Origin of the sequence: Aliivibrio kagoshimensis (genome assembly GCF_050337105.1) — a bacterium.
Taxonomy (GTDB): domain Bacteria; phylum Pseudomonadota; class Gammaproteobacteria; order Enterobacterales; family Vibrionaceae; genus Aliivibrio_A; species Aliivibrio_A kagoshimensis.
The window spans coordinates 1-17,687 of record NZ_JAKJSQ010000005.1 but is presented as its reverse complement, the minus strand read 5'-3'; the positions used below and the strand labels follow the sequence as shown (position 1 = coordinate 17,687).

Sequence of the window (17,687 nt, the reverse complement as noted above, 5' to 3'; positions counted from 1 at the left end):
AGTTACAACGAGGTCGAAAATGAGCAAAGAAATTAAAGCGCAGGTAGTCGTACTTGGAGCAGGACCTGCGGGTTATTCTGCAGCATTCCGTTGTGCAGACTTAGGTTTGGAAACAGTATTAGTTGAGCGTTACAGTTCACTAGGCGGCGTTTGTTTAAATGTTGGCTGTATCCCGTCAAAAGCACTTCTTCACGTATCAAAAGTGATTGAAGAAGCAAAAGCAATGGCTGATCATGGTGTTGTTTTTGGTGAACCACAAACAGACATTAGCAAGATCCGTCTGTGGAAAGAGAAAGTGGTTACTCAGTTAACTGGCGGTCTTGGCGGTATGGCTAAGATGCGTAAAGTTACTGTCGTTAATGGTTTTGGTAAATTTACCGGCGCAAACACTCTTGTTGTTGAAGGTGAAGAGACGACTACTGTCAATTTCGATAACGCCATTATCGCTGCTGGTTCTCGTCCAATTAAATTGCCTTTCATTCCTCATGAAGACCCACGAATTTGGGACTCGACAGATGCATTGGAACTGAAAGAGGTTCCTGAGAAGCTGTTGGTGATGGGCGGTGGTATCATCGGTTTAGAAATGGGGACGGTTTACCACTCTCTAGGATCTAAGATTGATGTTGTCGAGATGTTTGATCAGGTGATTCCTGCAGCTGATAAAGATATCGTTCGCGTTTATACCAAGCGTATCAAAAATAAATTTAACCTGATGTTACAGACGAAAGTAACCGCAGTAGAAGCAAAAGAAGATGGCATTTATGTCACGATGGAAGGTAAAAAAGCGCCTGCTGAACCTATCCGTTATGATGCTGTTCTCGTTGCCATTGGTCGCGTGCCAAATGGTGGTCTGTTTGACGCTGAAAAAGCGGGTATTGAAGTTGATGAGCGTGGTTTCATTAATGTTGATAAGCAGATGCGTACCAATGTTCCTCACATTCACGCAATCGGTGATGTGGTAGGTCAGCCTATGCTTGCTCATAAAGGTGTGCATGAAGGCCACGTGGCTGCAGAAGTTATCTCTGGTAAGAAACACTACTTTGATCCTAAAGTTATTCCTTCAATTGCCTATACTGAGCCAGAAGTTGCTTGGGTTGGTAAAACAGAGAAAGAAGCGAAAGAAGAAGGTCTTAACTACGAGGCTGCCACTTTCCCTTGGGCTGCTTCAGGCCGAGCGATCGCTTCTGACTGTTCAGATGGTATGACTAAACTTCTGTTTGATAAAGAGACTAACCGTGTTATTGGTGGTGCGATTGTTGGTACTAACGCCGGTGAACTTCTTGGTGAAATCGGCCTAGCGATTGAGATGGGTTGTGATGCGGAAGATATCGCATTAACGATTCACGCTCACCCAACACTGCATGAGTCAGTGGGAATGGCGGCTGAAATCTACGAAGGTAGCATTACTGATTTGCCAAACGCAAAAGCAGTTAAAAAGAAAAAATAATTGTGGCTAGTGTGCGGCTGAAATAGCCCACACAGCACAAAAAAAGCCCGCTCGTTTAATACGAGCGGGCTTTTTTTTATATTTGCGCTAACTAATCTCGGTAGATGCACAACATATTAAGGAAGCAGGCACTAGTCTCTTCTAATTTTTCTTTATTTGGCTGACGATTTGCCTGAATAAAGAGAGAGTAACAGATACCATGCAGCATCTTAGCAAGATTGACTGGAGTATGATTTGGGCAAATTTCACCCTGTTCAATACCACGCTCAAACATCTCAATGATGAAGTTTTGGTTTTTCTTATGGGAGCTCAGAAACAGTGGCCAAACTTCATCTCTGGTTGATGCACTCCACTCAAACCATACTTTGATCCATGTTTTCTCTTCGAGGACATTATCAATGAGGTTTGAGTTAAGGCGTTCTAAGTTTGTTCTGACACTATCAGATTCAGAGAGTGAGTTTTGTAGGTAATGATTAAACTCATCAACGACGTGGTTAAGCACTTCGTCCACTAGGTCTTCACGAGTGGGGAAGTAGTTAAAGACGGTAGCCACTGAAACTTGTGCAATGTCAGCTATGTCAGCATGACCACCACGACCAATTCCGCGTTTAGCGAAAACTTCTGTCGCGATTTCAAGTAATTGTAACTTTCTTTTCTCTGGTGAGAGCCGCGTACGGGGTCTCCTAGATATAGTTTCCATGTTTTTTCCTGCCATCTGATTATTAATATTATATTATTTTTTGGGTGTTTTTTTGTTCTTATTATGAGTATTAACTGTACAGAATGCTTATTGATAATTCAACAAATAATTGACGCAAATGGAATCAATGTATTAAATGGCGTTAATTTTTTGACGCTTGTGAAAAACACAAAATTGGGCTCTGTATGGTAGAATAGAGTTTCTGAATTCATATCATGTAATGCGTATGTAATATGCATCTGAAGAGAGAATAAAATGAAACATACAGTCGAAGTGATGATTACTGAAAGCGAAGTTCAGCAACGAATTTCTGAGTTAGGAAAAGAGATCACGGCACACTATGATGATTCGAAAGAGCTTGTAATGGTTGGACTTTTACGCGGGTCATTTGTTTTTATGGCTGATTTGGCAAGGGTTATTGAACGACCAATGGAAGTGGATTTCATGACGGCTTCAAGTTATGGCAATACGATGGAGAGCTCTCGTGATGTCAGAATTCTGAAAGATTTGGATGATGATATTAAAGGCAAGGATGTCATTATTGTTGAAGATATCATTGATACAGGCAACACGCTGAATAAGGTTTGTGAGATATTGTCTCTGCGTGAGCCAAATTCAATTCAAATTTGTACTCTTTTAGATAAACCTTCGCGTCGAGAAATTGACGTTGATGCTAAATGGATTGGTTTTTCTATTCCAGATGAGTTTGTGGTTGGCGTTGGAATAGATTACGCACAAAAGTACCGTAATCTTCCTTATATTGGGAAAGTGGTACCTACTGGCGAATAGTGTGAATAATTGGAGTAGAGCGCTCTACTCCAATATCTGACGCTACGCCTTACTGATCAGAGAGGCCATCGAAGCTTGATATGCGATTTCAAGGGTCTCTCGACTTTGGGCTCTAACACCAAGGTCATTGAGTATTCCATCATTAATGCCGTATACCCAGCCATGAATACTGACATTCTGATCACGTGCCCAAGCGTTTTGCATCACTGTTGAATTACCGATGTTATACACCTGCTCTGCAACATTAATCTCACAGAGCTTATCAGCAAGCTCCTCTCGAGGAAGTTCACCTAACCAACTTCTGTGTTTTAGGTAGAGATCTCGAATATGAAGTAGCCAGTTATTGATCAGTCCTAAGTTGGGGTTATCAATCGCTGCGTTGATGCCACCACATCCATAATGACCACATACTATGATGTGCTTAACTTTTAATACATCAACTGCGTATTGAATTACAGAGAGGCAGTTGAGGTCGGTATGAATCACTTGATTAGCTACATTACGATGTACGAATAGCTCACCAGAATCTAAGCCTGTTAGTCGCTCTGCAGGTACTCGGCTGTCAGAACAACCAATCCAGAGGTAATCAGGGTGTTGAGCCTTGGCTAATGTAGAAAAAAAATCGGACTTTTCGCTAAGAATGCTTTTAGCCCACTTACTATTGTTCTCAAATAGTTGTTTAATGTCTGACATATTTTTCCCTTATAACTATTTGAAGTAACTATACACGTATCAGTGAAATAGCAAATCGGATTAGTTAAAAAAACGGTAGATAAACTATTACAAATTATGAACGCACTTGAAATTACTCAACTAAGAAAAACCTATGCTGGCGGAGTTGAGGCGCTGAAAGGCATATGTTTGAACGTAGAGCAGGGGGACTTCTATGCTCTACTCGGTCCCAATGGCGCGGGCAAATCGACCACGATAGGGATTATCTCCTCATTGGTTAATAAGACCTCAGGGAAAGTAAAAGTGTTTGGTTATGATATGGATAAAGATATCGTACAAGCCAAGCAGCAACTTGGCCTAGTACCGCAAGAGTTTAATTTCAATATGTTTGAGACGGTTCAACAGATTGTTATTCAACAAGCGGGTTATTACGGGGTGAATAAAACCCTGGCCAAAGAGCGTGCTGAGAAATACCTGACCTTATTGGACTTATGGGGTAAGCGTAATGACCGTGCCAGAACGCTATCGGGGGGGATGAAACGGCGTCTTATGATTGCTAGGGCGCTGATGCATGAGCCCAAACTTCTTATTCTTGATGAGCCGACTGCAGGCGTTGATATCGAACTCCGCCGCTCCATGTGGGCTTTTTTGCAAGAGATTAACGCGCAAGGCGTAACCATCATATTGACGACTCACTACCTTGAAGAGGCGGAGATGTTATGTCGAAATATCGGTATTATCAGCAAAGGTGATTTGATCGAGAATACGTCGATGAAGTCGCTATTGAGTAAATTGGATGTTGAAACCTTCATTTTTGATATTGAACCTAAAGCGGTAGAGCCTGTATTAACAGGGTGTAAAGTGCTCTCTTGCACTCAGGGAACTCTGGAAGTTGAAATTGAAAAATCAGCAGGTCTCAACAGACTGTTTGAACAGCTCTCTGAACAGGGTATTAGTGTGCTTTCAATGAGAAATAAATCAAATCGACTGGAAGAGTTATTTGTTAATTTGGTGAAAGAGCAGACCGTTGCAATTGAAGATAACTCTGCTGGAGAACAATAATGTATCAGTTGTATTGGACGGCTTTTAAAAGCTTAATATCAAAAGAGATCAATCGTTTTACCCGTATCTGGGTTCAGACCATCATTCCACCGGCCATTACCATGACCCTCTATTTTATTATTTTTGGTAATTTAATCGGCTCGAGAATTGGTCAAATGGGTGGTTTTAGCTATATGGAATATATTGTTCCTGGGCTTATCATGATGTCAGTGATCACCAACTCCTACTCAAATGTCTCCTCTTCGTTTTTTAGCGCTAAGTTGCAGAAAAATATCGAAGAGCTTTTAGTAGCACCCGTGCCAAATTACATCATTATCGCTGGTTATGTTGGTGGTGGAGTAGCAAGAGGCTTATTGGTAGGTTGTATGGTGACAGCCGTCTCTCTATTCTTTGTCGATCTGAATATTGCTCATTGGTGGGTTATCATTGTGACGGTCCTCATGACGTCGATTGTGTTTGCTCTCGGTGGGTTAATTAATGCAGTGTACGCGAATACCTTTGATGATATCAGTATTATTCCAACCTTTATTTTAACGCCGTTGACCTACTTAGGTGGGGTGTTCTATTCAATCAGTTTGTTGCCCGAGTTTTGGCAAGGTGTCTCTAAACTCAATCCAATTGTTTATATGGTTAATGCATTTAGGTATGGATTTTTAGGGGTGTCAGATGTCAATATTGCTACATCATTTTCAGTGTTGATTGTCTTTATTATTGGGCTGTATAGCGCGGCTTGGTATCTGATCTCAAAAGGTATTGGCTTAAGAAGTTAAATAGCTTGAGGCATCGATGGATAGAGAGCTTGGTATTGATTATACCAAGCTCTTTTTTTATTGCTTATTCAGCGGGCTCTTCAGTTGCGGAGGCTAATTCAAGTTCGTGATTATCAATGAGTCTTGCTTTGCCTAAGTTGGCGGACATTAAAATGACGGCTTTCTGTGTCTCTTCGTTGATAGCCTGCAGAGTGATGGCGTCTCTAATGTAGATCTCATCAGGTTGAAGATCGGCCGCTCTTAACTGGTCACTGGCATCCTCAATCAGTGAGTCAAAATCATCCTTTCCGCTACGGATTTGACTGCCAATCCAGCGCATCGTTCTTGCAAGTACTGGTGCACGTTGACGTTCATTAAGGGTTAGGTAACCATTACGAGAGCTCATGGCTAAACCATCCATCTCTCTTACGGTGGCCACACCGATAATGCGAATATCCATCGCCATATCGATGACCATTTGGCGTATCATCGCCAACTGCTGAAAGTCTTTTTTACCAAAGAAAGCGATATCTGGCTGAACGATATTAAACAGTTTCGTCACAACGGTAGCAACGCCTCGAAAATGACCTGGTCGCAATGCCCCTTCAAGAATATGAGAGAGCGTGGGAACTTCAACAAATGTTTGTTGTTCAAGCCCTTCTGGGTACATGATTTCAGGAGTAGGAGTAAAGACCGCGTGCACACCTTCAGCATCTAACTTCGCGAGATCGTCTTCTAACGTGATTGGGTAAGCGGCAAGATCCGTCTCTTTATCAAATTGCATTGGGTTAACAAAAATACTCACCACTACAATATCGGCGTTTTCTCGTGCTTTACGGACTAACGTTAAATGACCTTCGTGTAAATTGCCCATGGTAGGAACAAAACCAATGGTTTTGCCCTCTTTTTTCCACTGCGTTATTTGCTCACGAAGCGCTTTAATTTCAGGAAAAATGTGCATTTAGCTCTCCTTAAGCAAAGGTGTGTTCTGAGCTTGGAAATATGCCTTGCTCTACATCGTTAATATATTGAGATACCGCTGAGCGAATATCGCCAGTTTCTGCTAGGAAGTTTTTAGAGAAACGAGGCATGTAATTAGCAGAAATACCGAGCATATCGTGCATCACCAAGATTTGACCATCGGTAACATTACCAGCACCAATACCGATAACGGGTACTTGTAGCGCTTTAGTGATTCGTTCGGCTAGTGACGCGGGAACACACTCAAGTAAAATGATCTGCGCTCCTGCATTTTGCAGTGTTAATGCATCTCGAACCATCTGCTCTGCTTGATCTTGATCGCGCCCTTGAATTTTATACCCGCCGATAATATTGACCGACTGTGGTGTTAAACCTAAGTGTGCGCAGACAGGAACAGCACGCTCTGTCAGTTTGGTGATGATTTCTGCTACCCATTCACCGCCTTCAATTTTTACCATGTTGGCGCCAGCTTGCATCAGTTTTGCAGCGTTCTCACAGGCTTGCTCAGGCGTTGCGTAGCTCATGAATGGCATATCAGCCATCAAAAGGCTGTTAGGGCTACCAGCGCGCACACAGCGAGTGTGGTAAGCAATATCATCTGTTGTTACAGGCAGTGTGTCTGGTTTACCTTGCAGAACCATTCCTAGTGAGTCACCCACTAAAATAACGGGCATCTCTTGCTGTTCAAACAGCTGAGCAAAACTTGCATCATAAGCGGTTATAGAAGCGAATTTTTTGCCGTCTTGCTTCCATGATAATAAATCGCTAATCGTGATCTTTTTCATTGTTGTCCCTTAACCTGTGCTAACTCAAATCGATCAGAAAAACTGAACGTTATGGATTCCAAATAGTGAGCCCATTCTTATCAATCTTGGTGAGTAAGGCGGTAAGCTCAATCCCATCTGGGAGTGTTAAATTAGGTGCTACTTCTGCTAATGGATAGAGTACAAACTCGCGACATTTCATACCATAATGGGGGATTGTGAGTCTATCGTTATTTATGATTTCATTAGCATAAAGTAAAATATCTAAATCAAGTGTTCTCGGTCCCCAACGCTCATCTTTTCTCACTCTTCCATGCTCAAGTTCAATACGCTGAGTCTGGTCAAGAAGTTGTAGCGGCAGCAGTTCGGTCTCTATGGCAACAACCGCATTGATATAATCGGGTTGATCCTGTGGGCCCATCGGAGCGCTACTATAGAGTGACGACTGGGATAAAACCGATGTTGTTGGTAGTGCATTTAACGCATTGATGGCAGCATTAACTTGAGCAATTGAATCGCCCAAGTTACTGCCTAACGCAATGTAAACGGTGTTCATGATGACCGATTACTTGGTTTTTTGTTACGAAAGTTAGGTTTTCGGCGTTTGTAGTTTGAACGACCGCCACCGAGTGCCGATACCATTTTTTGCTTTTCAGGCGTGTCGACTTGTTGAAATTCGTTCCACCACAGAGCCAGCTCTTTTGTCTGACCAAGCTCTAATTTCCCACGCATCTCTAAGAAATCAAAGCCAGCTCTGAACTTCTGTTGCTCGAACAGTGCAAAAGCACGCTTGCCATTACGACGAGGCAAACGTAGCTGTAACTGCCAGATATCTCTTATCGTCGCGGTAAAACGACGTGGAATAGCGAGATGTTTAACCTGGGTGTCCAAGGTGCGATTGCCCGCTTCCATCATGGCGTCGTAGTAGTTTAGGTTGAGCTCTTTCATTAGCTCGTCCGCTTTACTCGTCAGCGGATACCATAAGATGGCTGCAAACATAAAGGCAGGGTTAACACGTTTTCCACTGTTAATTCTACGATCGGTGGATTGCAACACCAGCTCAAGCATTTTTTCTGTCATGCTGCTGTTATCTTCCGTAAATTGTGCACTTACGAGAGGGAATAGCTGCTGAAATAGGTTGTACTTGCGTAGAAGCTGGTAAGTAGCAATACCGTCACCAGATTGAAGCAGTTTTAATGACTCTTCAAACAGTCTCGCTGCAGGAATGTCTTGTAGCAGTGTCGACAACTCTAAAATTGGATCTGCCGTTGAGTCACTGATAGTCATATCCAGTTTTGCTGCAAAACGAACTGCTCTGAGCATACGAACCGGATCTTCGCGATAACGAGTTTCAGGATCACCAATAAGACGGATTACCCCGTCGTTAAGGTCTTGAACACCATTTGCATAGTCGTGTATCGAGTAGTCAGCAACGTTGTAATACATCGCATTAACGGTAAAGTCACGACGTTGTGCATCTTCATCAACGCTGCCATACACATTATCACGCAGTAACATCCCCTCTTTAGATTGAGCAGAGACATTCTTCGTACTTGGAGCTTCTTCAGCGTGGTGTCCGCGGAAAGTGGCTACCTCGATAACGTCGCGGCCAAATAGAATGTGGGCAAGACGGAATCGGCGACCAATTAAGCGGCAGTTTCGAAACAGTTTACGGATCTGCTCAGGGGTCGCATTGGTCGCAACATCAAAATCTTTTGGCTCTTTTCCTAGCAGGATATCTCTAACTCCACCGCCAACAAGAAAGGCGTCGTAGCCTGAATTATGAAGGCGATAAAGTACCTTCAATGCATTATCACTGATTTGCGTACGTGAAACGGAATGTTCCCCGCGTGTAATAACTTTCAACTTTATCTCTTCAGTAGAGCAAGTATCACTGCTGTTATTGAGTAGCTTACGGCAAAAGTTGGCGACTTGATTAAAAATATCCCACCCCAAATGTTAGAAAAACTTGATAATACTAACCTGATTAATTGCATCAAAATGCCCCAAATTAATCGCGTTAGTATCAATTAGGCGCACATAATAGCCTAGCTGAGCGCATTTTAGAATGGTAGTGTGATTTTGCTTTCATTTGGCAGTGTACTAATCCGCCAGTTCTCAACGCCCCATTGCAAAATTTGCTCTAAATCCAAATGCTTAAGTGAATTGTCGACGGGCATGCCTAAAAAAGAAAATACTTGCAATAGAGTCTGCCTTTTGTCTCGCATATCAATGGCAGGAGCGTGATTCTGTTTAGAGAGCTTGTTGTTGCTGTCATCGACCGCTAACGGTAGATGTAGATAACGGATCTCTGCAAAACCGAGTTGATGATATAAGCTGATCTGCCGGCCCGTAGGTTCAATCAGGTCCGCTCCCCTGACAACTTCTGTGATCCCCTGTTCAATATCATCGATAACGACCGCGAGATTGTATGCAAACAGTCCATCGCTGCGTTTAATAATAAAGTCTTCATGGGCTAGGGGAGGGTTAATAAGAATTGTCCCCTGTTTTAAATCAGAAAATGATTCAACGGGATGGTTCATTTTTAGTCGTACGGCTCGATGATTATCGGTAAGCGCTAAATCCCTGCAGGTTCCTTGATAGAAGCCACCAGATTGTTTGATCGTTTTTCGGGTACATTGACAAAAATAGGCGATGCCCTGTTGTAGCCATGTATCGATTTGATGTTGATAGGCATGATGTCGTTGACTTTGATACATCACATTATCATCCCAAAACAGATGAAATGCTTCTAAGGTACGCAAGATGTTATCTGCGGCACCTACCACTTCTCTTGGAGGGTCAAGATCTTCCATCCGTACTAACCACTTTCCGCTATTGGATTTGGCTTGTAAGTAGCTACCCACAGCGGCTACTAAAGAGCCAAAGTGTAAAGGGCCAGAAGGTGAGGGGGCAAAACGACCAATATAGTTCTTTTTCATCGCGCTTTTCAGTTGGTTAGAATGCAAAAAAGGGAGGCTAAGCTCCCTTTTTTGTTTACTGGCTAACAGAGCTTAACCAGCCATTTGTCGCTCTTTTAACTCAGCAAGGGTTTTACAGTCAATGCAGAGATCAGCAGTAGGACGAGCTTCCAGTCTACGTACTCCAATTTCTACACCACAAGAGTCACAAAATCCAAACTCCTCATCGTCAATTTTTTGCAGCGTTTTTTCAATTTTCTTGATTAAACGGCGTTCACGATCTCGATTTCGAAGCTCAAGGCTGAACTCCTCTTCTTGAGCGGCACGATCCACTGGATCTGGGAAGTTAGCAGCTTCATCTTTCATATGGTTCACTGTACGTTCGACTTCTTCACGAAGTTGGTTACGCCAAGAATCCAAAATTTTAGTAAAGTGAGCTACTTGCTCATCTCCCATGTACTCTTCACCAGCTTTTTCCTGGTAAGGGTCGACTCCGGCAATTGCTAGAATGCCTAGCGTCTTTTTCATGTTGCTCTCTGGCATGCTGCATCTCCTAAAAACGTATTTGACCTGTCTAGCGTCAAATTGAGGGCGGTATCTATATCAGAAAGAAAAGCGTGAAGCAAATATTGAGTATAATCTTAATTTCACCAATGTGAAGAAAACTACACTTTTTCAAATTATGTGATGAAAGGAAGCTTTGTTTTTATTTTCATCTCATTAGGTGAAAAATCTGCTTTATAGCAGAGTACTTCAACGCCTTTTTTTCGAGCCTCATTAAGTAATAAATGGTAGCTGGGGTCTATATGGTGTGCCGAAGAGACTTTTTCAATGCCTGAATGAAGAACAGCAAAAAAAAGTATGCTTCTGCTCCCATTTTCTGCCGCTTCTGCCAATTCACGAAGGTGTTTTTGACCTCTTATGGTCACGGCATCTGGGAAGTAGCCTTGTCCTTCATTTTGTTCTTGTTCATCTTGTGATAATAAAGTGGCGCTTTTGACTTCAATGTAACAGTCAGTTTTGTCCTCATCTTGCAATAAGATATCTATACGACTATTTTCACTGCCGTATTTTACTTCTGTTTTTAAGCTTGAGTAACCTTGTAGCTCTTTGATGGTTCCTGATTGAATGGCTTCAACAACCAATTGGTTTGCTCTGATGGTATTAACGCATATTGTATGTTGCTGTTTGGTGACGCTTAACTCCCAACTGTTCGGGTATTTGCGCTTTGCATTGCTTGATGTTGAATAATAGACCCTGTTGCCCGGTTCTGCACACCCAGTCATTGAGCCGGTGTTTGCGCAATGAATGGTTCTTTGTGTCCCATCATCCAGGAGAATGTCAGCTAAAAAGCGTTTGTATCGTTTAATTAACACTCCAGATTCCAATACGGGCTCAAATTTCATCTCGCACTACCCCTGTTTTTATATACAATAGTCGTAATGATGATGCCATAAGGTTGAACAGTTGTCACAGTTACCTATTGATGAAGTGATCCCTTCACTGCTTACCGCTCTACAAAAGAGCCGACAGATAATTTTATCAGCACCTCCAGGTGCCGGTAAATCAACACGGCTGCCACTAGCATTACTGAAAAGTGGTGCAATCCGTGGGAAAATTATTATGTTAGAGCCACGTCGCTTAGCTGCTAGAAATATCGCACGTTACCTAGCTCAACAGCTGGGTGAACCGGTTGGACAGACTGTTGGTTTTCGTATGCGAGGCGAGAATAAAACCAGCCAGCACACTCGATTAGAGATAGTGACAGAGGGAGTAATGACTCGTCTGTTACAGGCGGATCCTGAATTATCGGAAGTGGGGCTGCTGATCTTTGATGAATTTCATGAGCGTAGTATGCATGCCGATACGGCACTGGCATTCAGTTTAGATATACAACAAGCGCTGCGTGATGATCTCTCGATTATTGTGATGTCAGCGACCCTTGAGGTGGGTGCACTGTCAAGCATGCTGCCTGAAGCGACCTATTTGGAATCTCAAGGACGCTGCTTTTCGGTAGAGCATCGATATGTGTCAACAGCGAGTAATGAGCGTCTGGCCGTTTCGGTGATTAAGCAAGTACGCTTACTGCTGGCTCAGGAGCAGGGGTCGATATTGGTTTTTCTGCCGGGTGTGGCTGAGATTAAACACGTGGTGTCTGGTTTATCGGATTTAGCTTCTGATATCGATATCTCGCCTCTATATGGCCAACTGGATCAAAAAATGCAGCAGCGGGCGATCCTTCCAGTGAAAAAGGGAGGTCGAAAAGTCGTTTTAGCCACCAATATTGCAGAGACCAGTTTGACGATTGAAGGGATCCGCATCGTCGTTGATTGCGGGCTTGAACGTGCAGCACACTTTGATCTTAATACCGGTATAACCAAACTGGAAACGCAAAAAATAGCGCAATCTTCAGCAGTACAACGAGCAGGAAGAGCTGGGCGTTTAGAGCCAGGTATCTGCATCCGTCTGTATAGCCAAGAGAGCTTTGGTCGAATGGTTAAGTCGCCACAACCCGATATTCTTAAAAGCGACCTCAGTAGTTTTATATTGGAGTTAGCTCAATGGGGAGTGAAAGAGGTCAATGAACTGTCACTGCTTGATATTCCGACACCAGCGTCAATCAACCAAGCACGCGAACTTCTGTCCAGACTCGGTCTATTGGATAAAGAGCAACGACTAACGGCAATGGGCAGAGAGGCTCAACGCTTAGGCTGTGAACCTCGCTACTGCTCTATATTACTGAATGCTCGTCAATGGGGAGAGTCGGCTTTACAAACCGCGCTGCACTTGATTCCTCTTCTAGAGGAGCCATATCGAGGAGAGAAGAGTATTGATCTTCTTGATCATGTTAACTGGTCGCTATCCTCGACACTCCGTGGGGATCATAAACAACAGCAACGAACGCTGCGTCGTCACTACTTTGCCTCAAAAATGAAGGTCTCACTTGATCCTGGGCAGATTGATCGTGATTGGTTAGGTGTACTACTTGCAATGGGTTTTCCGGATCGAATTGCACTGTCTAAAGGGGAGCATGGCTTCTTCCAGCTTGCTAACGGTCATGGGGCGGTGATCGCTGATGATCAGTCGTTAGCTAACAGCAACGCAATAGTGGCTATCGACTTGCTAAAATCATCAGGCAGTCGTAGCCGTATTTTTTTAGCTCACCACTGTTCAATATCCGAACTACAACAGAAGTTGCCTCAGCTCTTCTCTGAAGTGAAGTGGATTGACTGGGATGAGAGGCGTAACACTGTTGTGGCTGAGTTGCGCTTGATGCTGGGTAGCATAGTGATAAATACCAAACCACTGACTGAATCAGACAGCAGTGCAATAAATCACGCAATGCTAACAATGATTCGTCGTAAAGGGTTAAGCTCATTAAATTGGAGTAAAAGTTGTCACGCCTTGTTATCTAGAGTTCGATGCGCTCAATTATGGTTGAATGAACATGACTGGCCGCGAATGGATGACGACGCTTTGCTTGATGAGCTGGAGTTGTGGTTACTGCCCTATATGCTGAATATCAAAAACATCAAGGGGCTGAACGCCATCAATTTGCTGGATGCATTAAAAACGCGAATTGGTTGGGAGCGAATGAAAATTGTCGAACAGCAGTTACCGACCCAGTTTTTATTGCCCACAGGTAACCACACGCCAATTACTTATCAAGAGGGAGTATCTCCTGTGATATCGGTGCGAATGCAGGAGATGTTTGGTGAACAGAGCTCACCAACAGTTGCTAACCAGCGAATAAAAGTGACTTGTGAACTGCTCTCTCCAGCGAGAAGGCCGTTACAAATCACTCAAGATCTCTCCGGGTTTTGGGTAGGATCTTACAAAGAGGTGCAAAAAGAGATGAAGGGACGATACCCGAAGCATGTTTGGCCTGACGATCCTGCCAATCATAAAGCGACTAATAAGACAAAACGACACTTGAACTCATAGATAAATAAAATGGAATAAATACACACCATGGCAGAAAAGAAAGTGCCCACTAAGCGAAAAACAGCCAATAAAAGTGATGGACGATCTATGAAAGGTAGAAAACGAAAAAATAGCAAACAGAAAAAACCAAGCCGAGGAGTAGGTCGTTGGTTACTCTCTTTTTCACTGAAACTGAGCCTGGTGCTGGTGGCTGTGTTAGTGATCTCTGGTATCTATTTAGATAGAGTGATTAAAAACCGTTTTGAAGGGCAACTGTTTGAGTTGCCAACTGTCGTTTATGGTCGAGTATTAACCCTTTCACCGGGACAAAATGTCAGTATTGCAACGGTCCGTAAAGAGCTGGACTTGCTGCAATACCACAAAGTAAAAAGACCGCAACGTCCGGGAGAGTACTCCTCATCCTCCACACGTATTGAGCTGATCCGCCGTGCTTTTGAGTTTAATGATGGGCCTGAGCCCGATCGTCATGTCATGATTACCTTTAAGAAAGGGAACATTCAAAGCATAGAAAAAATCGCAACTAAACAGAAGCTTGGCTTTTTCAGAATTGAACCCAAGCTGTTAGGGATGCTAGATTCAAACGCTGACCAACAGCGCCTGTTTTTGCATAGAGAGCAGTTCCCAGAAGTCATGGTTGATGCTCTGCTGACCACTGAAGATCGTGATTTTTATCAACATGATGGCGTGTCACCTATTGCGATCGCGAGAGCATTAGTGGTGAATTTAAAAGCGGGTAGAACGGTACAAGGAGGAAGTACATTAACTCAGCAGTTGGCGAAGAACTTATTTTTGTCTCGGGAGAGAACGCTATGGCGCAAAGTGCGAGAAGCGTATATTGCCTTAATTTTAGATTATCGATACAGCAAAGATAGAATTTTAGAAGCGTATCTTAATGAGGTCTACCTAGGGCAGACAGAGGGGGAAGCAATTCATGGGTTTGGACTGGCAGCCAGAGTCTACTTTGCTCGTCCGCTGCAAGAGCTGAGAGTCGATCAGCTCGCTATGTTAGTGGCGATGGTTAAAGGCCCTTCCTACTATAATCCAATGCGATACCCAGAGCGGGTGAAAACTCGACGAGATCTCGTGCTTAGAGTCATGATGCAAGAGGGATTGTTAACGGCTTATCAGTATGAAACCGCCGCTTCTCGTCGTTTAGATGTACAGAAAAAAGCGGTGGTCGCGTCGCGTCAACCTGCTTATTTTCAGCAGATCAAAAGAGAACTGGCGCAATACGTTGGGGATAAATATCAATCCACCACCGGTTTACGTCTATTTACGACTCTTGATCCTTTGTCACAGCAGCAAGCTGAGCGTGCCGTTGCTAACACCATACCATCATTAGAGAAAGTCTCCGGTAAGGGCTTAGAGACCGCGGTGGTTATTGCAGATCGACAAAGTGGCGAGATTCGCGCCATGATTGGTGGAAGTCGTACCGGTTATGATGGTTTCAATAGAGCGCTAAACGCCAGCAGGCCTATAGGCTCTTTGGTGAAGCCTGCCGTTTACATGACTGCACTAAGACAACCTAATAAGTATAACTTAGCCAGTACCCTTGAAGATAAAGCCATTACATTAACCAGTGAAAAAGGGGATAGTTGGACACCTAGGAATTTTGATCGCAAGTTTACAGGCGAGGTTCCACTCTATTATGCGTTTTCTCGTTCAATGAATGTGCCAACGGTTAACTTGGGCTTACAGCTTGGTATTAACAATGTCATTGATACATTAGACGATCTTGGTGTGGATCGGGATGAAGTTCCTGCAGTGCCTTCTATTGTGCTTGGTTCATTTACCCTTTCACCCTACCAGGTGACTCAAATGTATCAAACTATTGGTAACTCAGGCCGTAAGGCTGAGTTGACCGCCTTACGCTCCGTGGTTGATTTAGACGGTAATCTCCTTTATGAAAACTGGCCTAAAGCGAAGCAAGCCGTACCACAGCAAGCGGCATGGCTGACCATGTATGGTATGAAGCGAGTCGTCAGTGAAGGTACCGCTCGTTATCTGCAGAGTAAGTACAGCTGGGCAGGTTTGGCGGGTAAGACGGGAACCAGTAATGACTCTCGTGATAGCTGGTATGCGGGCATTGATGGACGTGAAGTGGTGGTTACTTGGGTAGGCCGTGATGATAACAAACCCACTAAGCTTACGGGCTCCAGTGGCGCATTAAGAGTATATGCGAACTACCTCGCCTTTAGAGAGCCTGAAAAGTTAGCACTTACTTGGCCTAAACAGGTGACGGTTGCCCACTATGACGAAGACACAAACCACACATTAGAGTTTGATTGTCGTGGTGGCGTTAAGTTACCTGTATGGGATAAAGAGGGTAAGGTCAAAGCGGAGTGCTCAAAGAAGAGCAGTAACTGGCTAAGCGATCTGTTTGGCTAATGTACTTATTCGGATGTAACAATAAGCTCGGTTCTGAACCGGGCTTTTTTTATCTCTGTAGAAAGGAGAAGCTGTTGTAAATTGGAAGCATAAAAAAAGCCTCGTCAAATGACGAGGCTTTTAAATGTGGCTCCCTTTGCTGGACTTGAACCAGCGACATACGGATTAACAGTCCGGCGTTCTACCAACTGAACTAAAAGGGAACAGGTATTACTTTCGATTTTAATTAAAGAAAAATGGTGCCGACTACCGGAGTCGAACTGGTGACCTACTGATTACAAGTCAGTTGCTCTACCTACTGAGCTAAGTCGGCACGTTATTCTTTATTCACTGCCGTTTAAACAACAGTTACTTAATGTGGCTCCCTTTGCTGGACTTGAACCAGCGACATACGGATTAACAGTCCGGCGTTCTACCAACTGAACTAAAAGGGAACAGGTATTACTTTTGATTTTTCAATCAAAGAAAATGGTGCCGACTACCGGAGTCGAACTGGTGACCTACTGATTACAAGTCAGTTGCTCTACCTACTGAGCTAAGTCGGCACACTTTATTCTTTTTGCATTCAAGTTTACTGTTAATAAACTTAGACACCAAACTGTGGTGCCCGGAGGCGGAATCGAACCACCGACACGAGGATTTTCAATCCTCTGCTCTACCGACTGAGCTATCCGGGCAAGGCGTGTATTAAACGGTTTTTCTTCGTTAAGGTCAATAAAAAAAATCAAAAAAAAGCGCGCTTGCCGATTTTGTGTTCAATCTGTTTAAAATAGCATTATTTTGGCGTAAATTTGGTCACATAATCGCTTATCTATACTTGGAATGATGATCCTTAAATGCGAGTACGTATAGTGTGAAGTTATTTGATAGGCAAAAAAAAACCTCGTCCTAGGACGAGGTTTCAAAAGTGGCTCCCTTTGCTGGACTTGAACCAGCGACATACGGATTAACAGTCCGGCGTTCTACCAACTGAACTAAAAGGGAACAGATTTTTGATTAGACACTGAAGTCTAAAATATGGTGCCTCGAGGCGGAATCGAACCACCGACACGAGGATTTTCAATCCTCTGCTCTACCGACTGAGCTATCGAGGCAGAAAGTAAAAATGGTTAAATCTCTACTCTGCTTAATAAATGGTGCCGACTACCGGAGTCGAACTGGTGACCTACTGATTACAAGTCAGTTGCTCTACCTACTGAGCTAAGTCGGCACACTTTATTCTTTTTGCATTCAAGTTTACTGTTAATAAACTTAGACACCAAATTGTGG

Annotated in this window: 15 protein-coding genes and 8 tRNA genes; 6 read left to right on the top strand and 17 right to left on the bottom strand. The window is 43.5% G+C overall.

From position 1 onward, the window contains the following. Positions 1 to 19 precede the first annotated feature (19 nt). Positions 20 to 1,447 (top strand): dihydrolipoyl dehydrogenase, encoded by a 1,428-nt coding sequence (lpdA, locus tag L4C32_RS02695; RefSeq protein ID WP_428195311.1) that lies wholly within the window; start codon positions 20 to 22, stop codon positions 1,445 to 1,447. 91 nt (positions 1,448 to 1,538) lie between these two features. Here the strand turns inward: lpdA and L4C32_RS02690 are convergent, their stop codons facing one another. Further along, complete coding sequence (locus L4C32_RS02690; RefSeq protein WP_428195310.1) at positions 1,539 to 2,147, bottom strand: TetR family transcriptional regulator; 609 nt, start codon at positions 2,145 to 2,147, stop codon at positions 1,539 to 1,541. Positions 2,148 to 2,402: 255 nt separating this feature from the next. Between L4C32_RS02690 and hpt the strand changes: the two genes are divergently transcribed. Further along, the gene (gene hpt / locus L4C32_RS02685) at positions 2,403 to 2,936 is read left to right on the top strand and encodes a hypoxanthine phosphoribosyltransferase (RefSeq protein WP_428195309.1); all 534 of its coding nucleotides are present in this window, start codon (positions 2,403 to 2,405) and stop codon (positions 2,934 to 2,936) included. Between the two features lie 42 nt (positions 2,937 to 2,978). On the opposite strand, the gene can is transcribed toward hpt, so the two are convergent. Further along, positions 2,979 to 3,629, bottom strand: coding sequence for a carbonate dehydratase (gene can / locus L4C32_RS02680; RefSeq protein WP_428195308.1), 651 nt, complete (start codon positions 3,627 to 3,629; stop codon positions 2,979 to 2,981). 96 nt (positions 3,630 to 3,725) lie between these two features. Here can and L4C32_RS02675 point away from each other — a divergent pair, with 96 nt between their 5' ends. Together L4C32_RS02675 and L4C32_RS02670 are read left to right on the top strand one after the other, a co-directional pair. Further along, positions 3,726 to 4,670, top strand: a complete 945-nt coding sequence (locus L4C32_RS02675) for an ABC transporter ATP-binding protein (protein ID WP_428195307.1) — start codon at positions 3,726 to 3,728, stop codon at positions 4,668 to 4,670. Beyond that, a complete protein-coding gene (locus tag L4C32_RS02670) occupies positions 4,670 to 5,440 on the top strand; it encodes an ABC transporter permease (protein WP_428195306.1) in 771 nt (256 codons plus the stop codon). The genes L4C32_RS02675 and L4C32_RS02670 overlap by 1 nt, the downstream gene beginning before the upstream one ends. Positions 5,441 to 5,504: 64 nt before the next feature. Here the strand turns inward: L4C32_RS02670 and panC are convergent, their stop codons facing one another. The 7 genes from panC to sfsA form a co-directional block, all read right to left on the bottom strand. After that, complete coding sequence (gene panC / locus L4C32_RS02665; protein WP_428195305.1) at positions 5,505 to 6,380, bottom strand: pantoate--beta-alanine ligase; 876 nt, start codon at positions 6,378 to 6,380, stop codon at positions 5,505 to 5,507. 10 nt (positions 6,381 to 6,390) lie between these two features. Next, on the bottom strand, positions 6,391 to 7,185 hold the full coding sequence (panB, locus tag L4C32_RS02660) for a 3-methyl-2-oxobutanoate hydroxymethyltransferase (RefSeq protein ID WP_428195304.1): 795 nt from the start codon (positions 7,183 to 7,185) through the stop codon (positions 6,391 to 6,393). 49 nt (positions 7,186 to 7,234) lie between these two features. After that, positions 7,235 to 7,720 (bottom strand): 2-amino-4-hydroxy-6-hydroxymethyldihydropteridine diphosphokinase, encoded by a 486-nt coding sequence (folK, locus tag L4C32_RS02655; RefSeq protein WP_428195303.1) that lies wholly within the window; start codon positions 7,718 to 7,720, stop codon positions 7,235 to 7,237. Further along, positions 7,717 to 9,036: a polynucleotide adenylyltransferase PcnB gene (gene pcnB / locus L4C32_RS02650; protein WP_428195484.1), complete on the bottom strand. Its 1,320-nt coding sequence runs from the start codon at positions 9,034 to 9,036 to the stop codon at positions 7,717 to 7,719. Before pcnB ends, folK begins: the two co-directional genes overlap by 4 nt. A gap of 191 nt (positions 9,037 to 9,227) precedes the next feature. Beyond that, on the bottom strand, positions 9,228 to 10,106 hold the full coding sequence (gluQRS, locus tag L4C32_RS02645) for a tRNA glutamyl-Q(34) synthetase GluQRS (protein ID WP_428195302.1): 879 nt from the start codon (positions 10,104 to 10,106) through the stop codon (positions 9,228 to 9,230). 72 nt (positions 10,107 to 10,178) lie between these two features. Next, complete coding sequence (dksA, locus tag L4C32_RS02640; RefSeq protein ID WP_428195301.1) at positions 10,179 to 10,628, bottom strand: RNA polymerase-binding protein DksA; 450 nt, start codon at positions 10,626 to 10,628, stop codon at positions 10,179 to 10,181. A 137-nt stretch (positions 10,629 to 10,765) separates the two neighbouring features. After that, positions 10,766 to 11,491 carry a DNA/RNA nuclease SfsA gene (gene sfsA, locus L4C32_RS02635; protein ID WP_428195300.1) on the bottom strand — a complete coding sequence of 242 codons (726 nt, stop codon included), beginning with the start codon at positions 11,489 to 11,491 and terminating at the stop codon, positions 10,766 to 10,768. Positions 11,492 to 11,579: 88 nt separating this feature from the next. On the opposite strand from sfsA, the gene hrpB reads away from it, so the two are divergent. Both hrpB and mrcB read left to right on the top strand, forming a co-directional pair. Then, positions 11,580 to 14,030, top strand: a complete 2,451-nt coding sequence (hrpB, locus tag L4C32_RS02630) for an ATP-dependent helicase HrpB (protein ID WP_428195483.1) — start codon at positions 11,580 to 11,582, stop codon at positions 14,028 to 14,030. Between the two features lie 27 nt (positions 14,031 to 14,057). Continuing rightward, positions 14,058 to 16,418: a penicillin-binding protein 1B gene (mrcB, locus tag L4C32_RS02625; protein WP_428195299.1), complete on the top strand. Its 2,361-nt coding sequence runs from the start codon at positions 14,058 to 14,060 to the stop codon at positions 16,416 to 16,418. A 127-nt stretch (positions 16,419 to 16,545) separates the two neighbouring features. Here mrcB and L4C32_RS02620 read toward each other — a convergent pair. The 8 genes from L4C32_RS02620 to L4C32_RS02585 form a co-directional block, all read right to left on the bottom strand. Continuing rightward, positions 16,546 to 16,621: transfer RNA gene (locus tag L4C32_RS02620), tRNA-Asn, on the bottom strand. Between the two features lie 34 nt (positions 16,622 to 16,655). Continuing rightward, positions 16,656 to 16,731: transfer RNA gene (locus L4C32_RS02615), tRNA-Thr, on the bottom strand. 45 nt (positions 16,732 to 16,776) lie between these two features. Continuing rightward, positions 16,777 to 16,852 (bottom strand) — tRNA-Asn (locus tag L4C32_RS02610). A gap of 35 nt (positions 16,853 to 16,887) precedes the next feature. After that, positions 16,888 to 16,963 (bottom strand) — tRNA-Thr (locus L4C32_RS02605). A 56-nt stretch (positions 16,964 to 17,019) separates the two neighbouring features. Then, positions 17,020 to 17,095: transfer RNA gene (locus tag L4C32_RS02600), tRNA-Phe, on the bottom strand. Between the two features lie 231 nt (positions 17,096 to 17,326). After that, a tRNA-Asn gene (locus tag L4C32_RS02595) sits at positions 17,327 to 17,402 on the bottom strand. Between the two features lie 34 nt (positions 17,403 to 17,436). Continuing rightward, a tRNA-Phe gene (locus L4C32_RS02590) sits at positions 17,437 to 17,512 on the bottom strand. 40 nt (positions 17,513 to 17,552) lie between these two features. Then, a tRNA-Thr gene (locus tag L4C32_RS02585) sits at positions 17,553 to 17,628 on the bottom strand. Between the last annotated feature and the right edge of the window lie 59 nt (positions 17,629 to 17,687).

Bases quoted from the DNA above. Each gene is read 5' to 3' on its own strand.
- lpdA (WP_428195311.1), top strand. From the start codon at position 20: ATGAGCAAAGAAATTAAAGCGCAGGTAGTCGTACTTGGAGCAGGACCT.
- L4C32_RS02690 (WP_428195310.1), bottom strand. From the start codon at position 2,147: ATGGAAACTATATCTAGGAGACCCCGTACGCGGCTCTCACCAGAGAAA.
- hpt (WP_428195309.1), top strand. From the start codon at position 2,403: ATGAAACATACAGTCGAAGTGATGATTACTGAAAGCGAAGTTCAGCAA.
- can (WP_428195308.1), bottom strand. From the start codon at position 3,629: ATGTCAGACATTAAACAACTATTTGAGAACAATAGTAAGTGGGCTAAA.
- L4C32_RS02675 (WP_428195307.1), top strand. From the start codon at position 3,726: ATGAACGCACTTGAAATTACTCAACTAAGAAAAACCTATGCTGGCGGA.
- L4C32_RS02670 (WP_428195306.1), top strand. From the start codon at position 4,670: ATGTATCAGTTGTATTGGACGGCTTTTAAAAGCTTAATATCAAAAGAG.
- panC (WP_428195305.1), bottom strand. From the start codon at position 6,380: ATGCACATTTTTCCTGAAATTAAAGCGCTTCGTGAGCAAATAACGCAG.
- panB (WP_428195304.1), bottom strand. From the start codon at position 7,185: ATGAAAAAGATCACGATTAGCGATTTATTATCATGGAAGCAAGACGGC.
- folK (WP_428195303.1), bottom strand. From the start codon at position 7,720: ATGAACACCGTTTACATTGCGTTAGGCAGTAACTTGGGCGATTCAATT.
- gluQRS (WP_428195302.1), bottom strand. From the start codon at position 10,106: ATGAAAAAGAACTATATTGGTCGTTTTGCCCCCTCACCTTCTGGCCCT.
- dksA (WP_428195301.1), bottom strand. From the start codon at position 10,628: ATGCCAGAGAGCAACATGAAAAAGACGCTAGGCATTCTAGCAATTGCC.
- sfsA (WP_428195300.1), bottom strand. From the start codon at position 11,491: ATGAAATTTGAGCCCGTATTGGAATCTGGAGTGTTAATTAAACGATAC.
- mrcB (WP_428195299.1), top strand. From the start codon at position 14,058: ATGGCAGAAAAGAAAGTGCCCACTAAGCGAAAAACAGCCAATAAAAGT.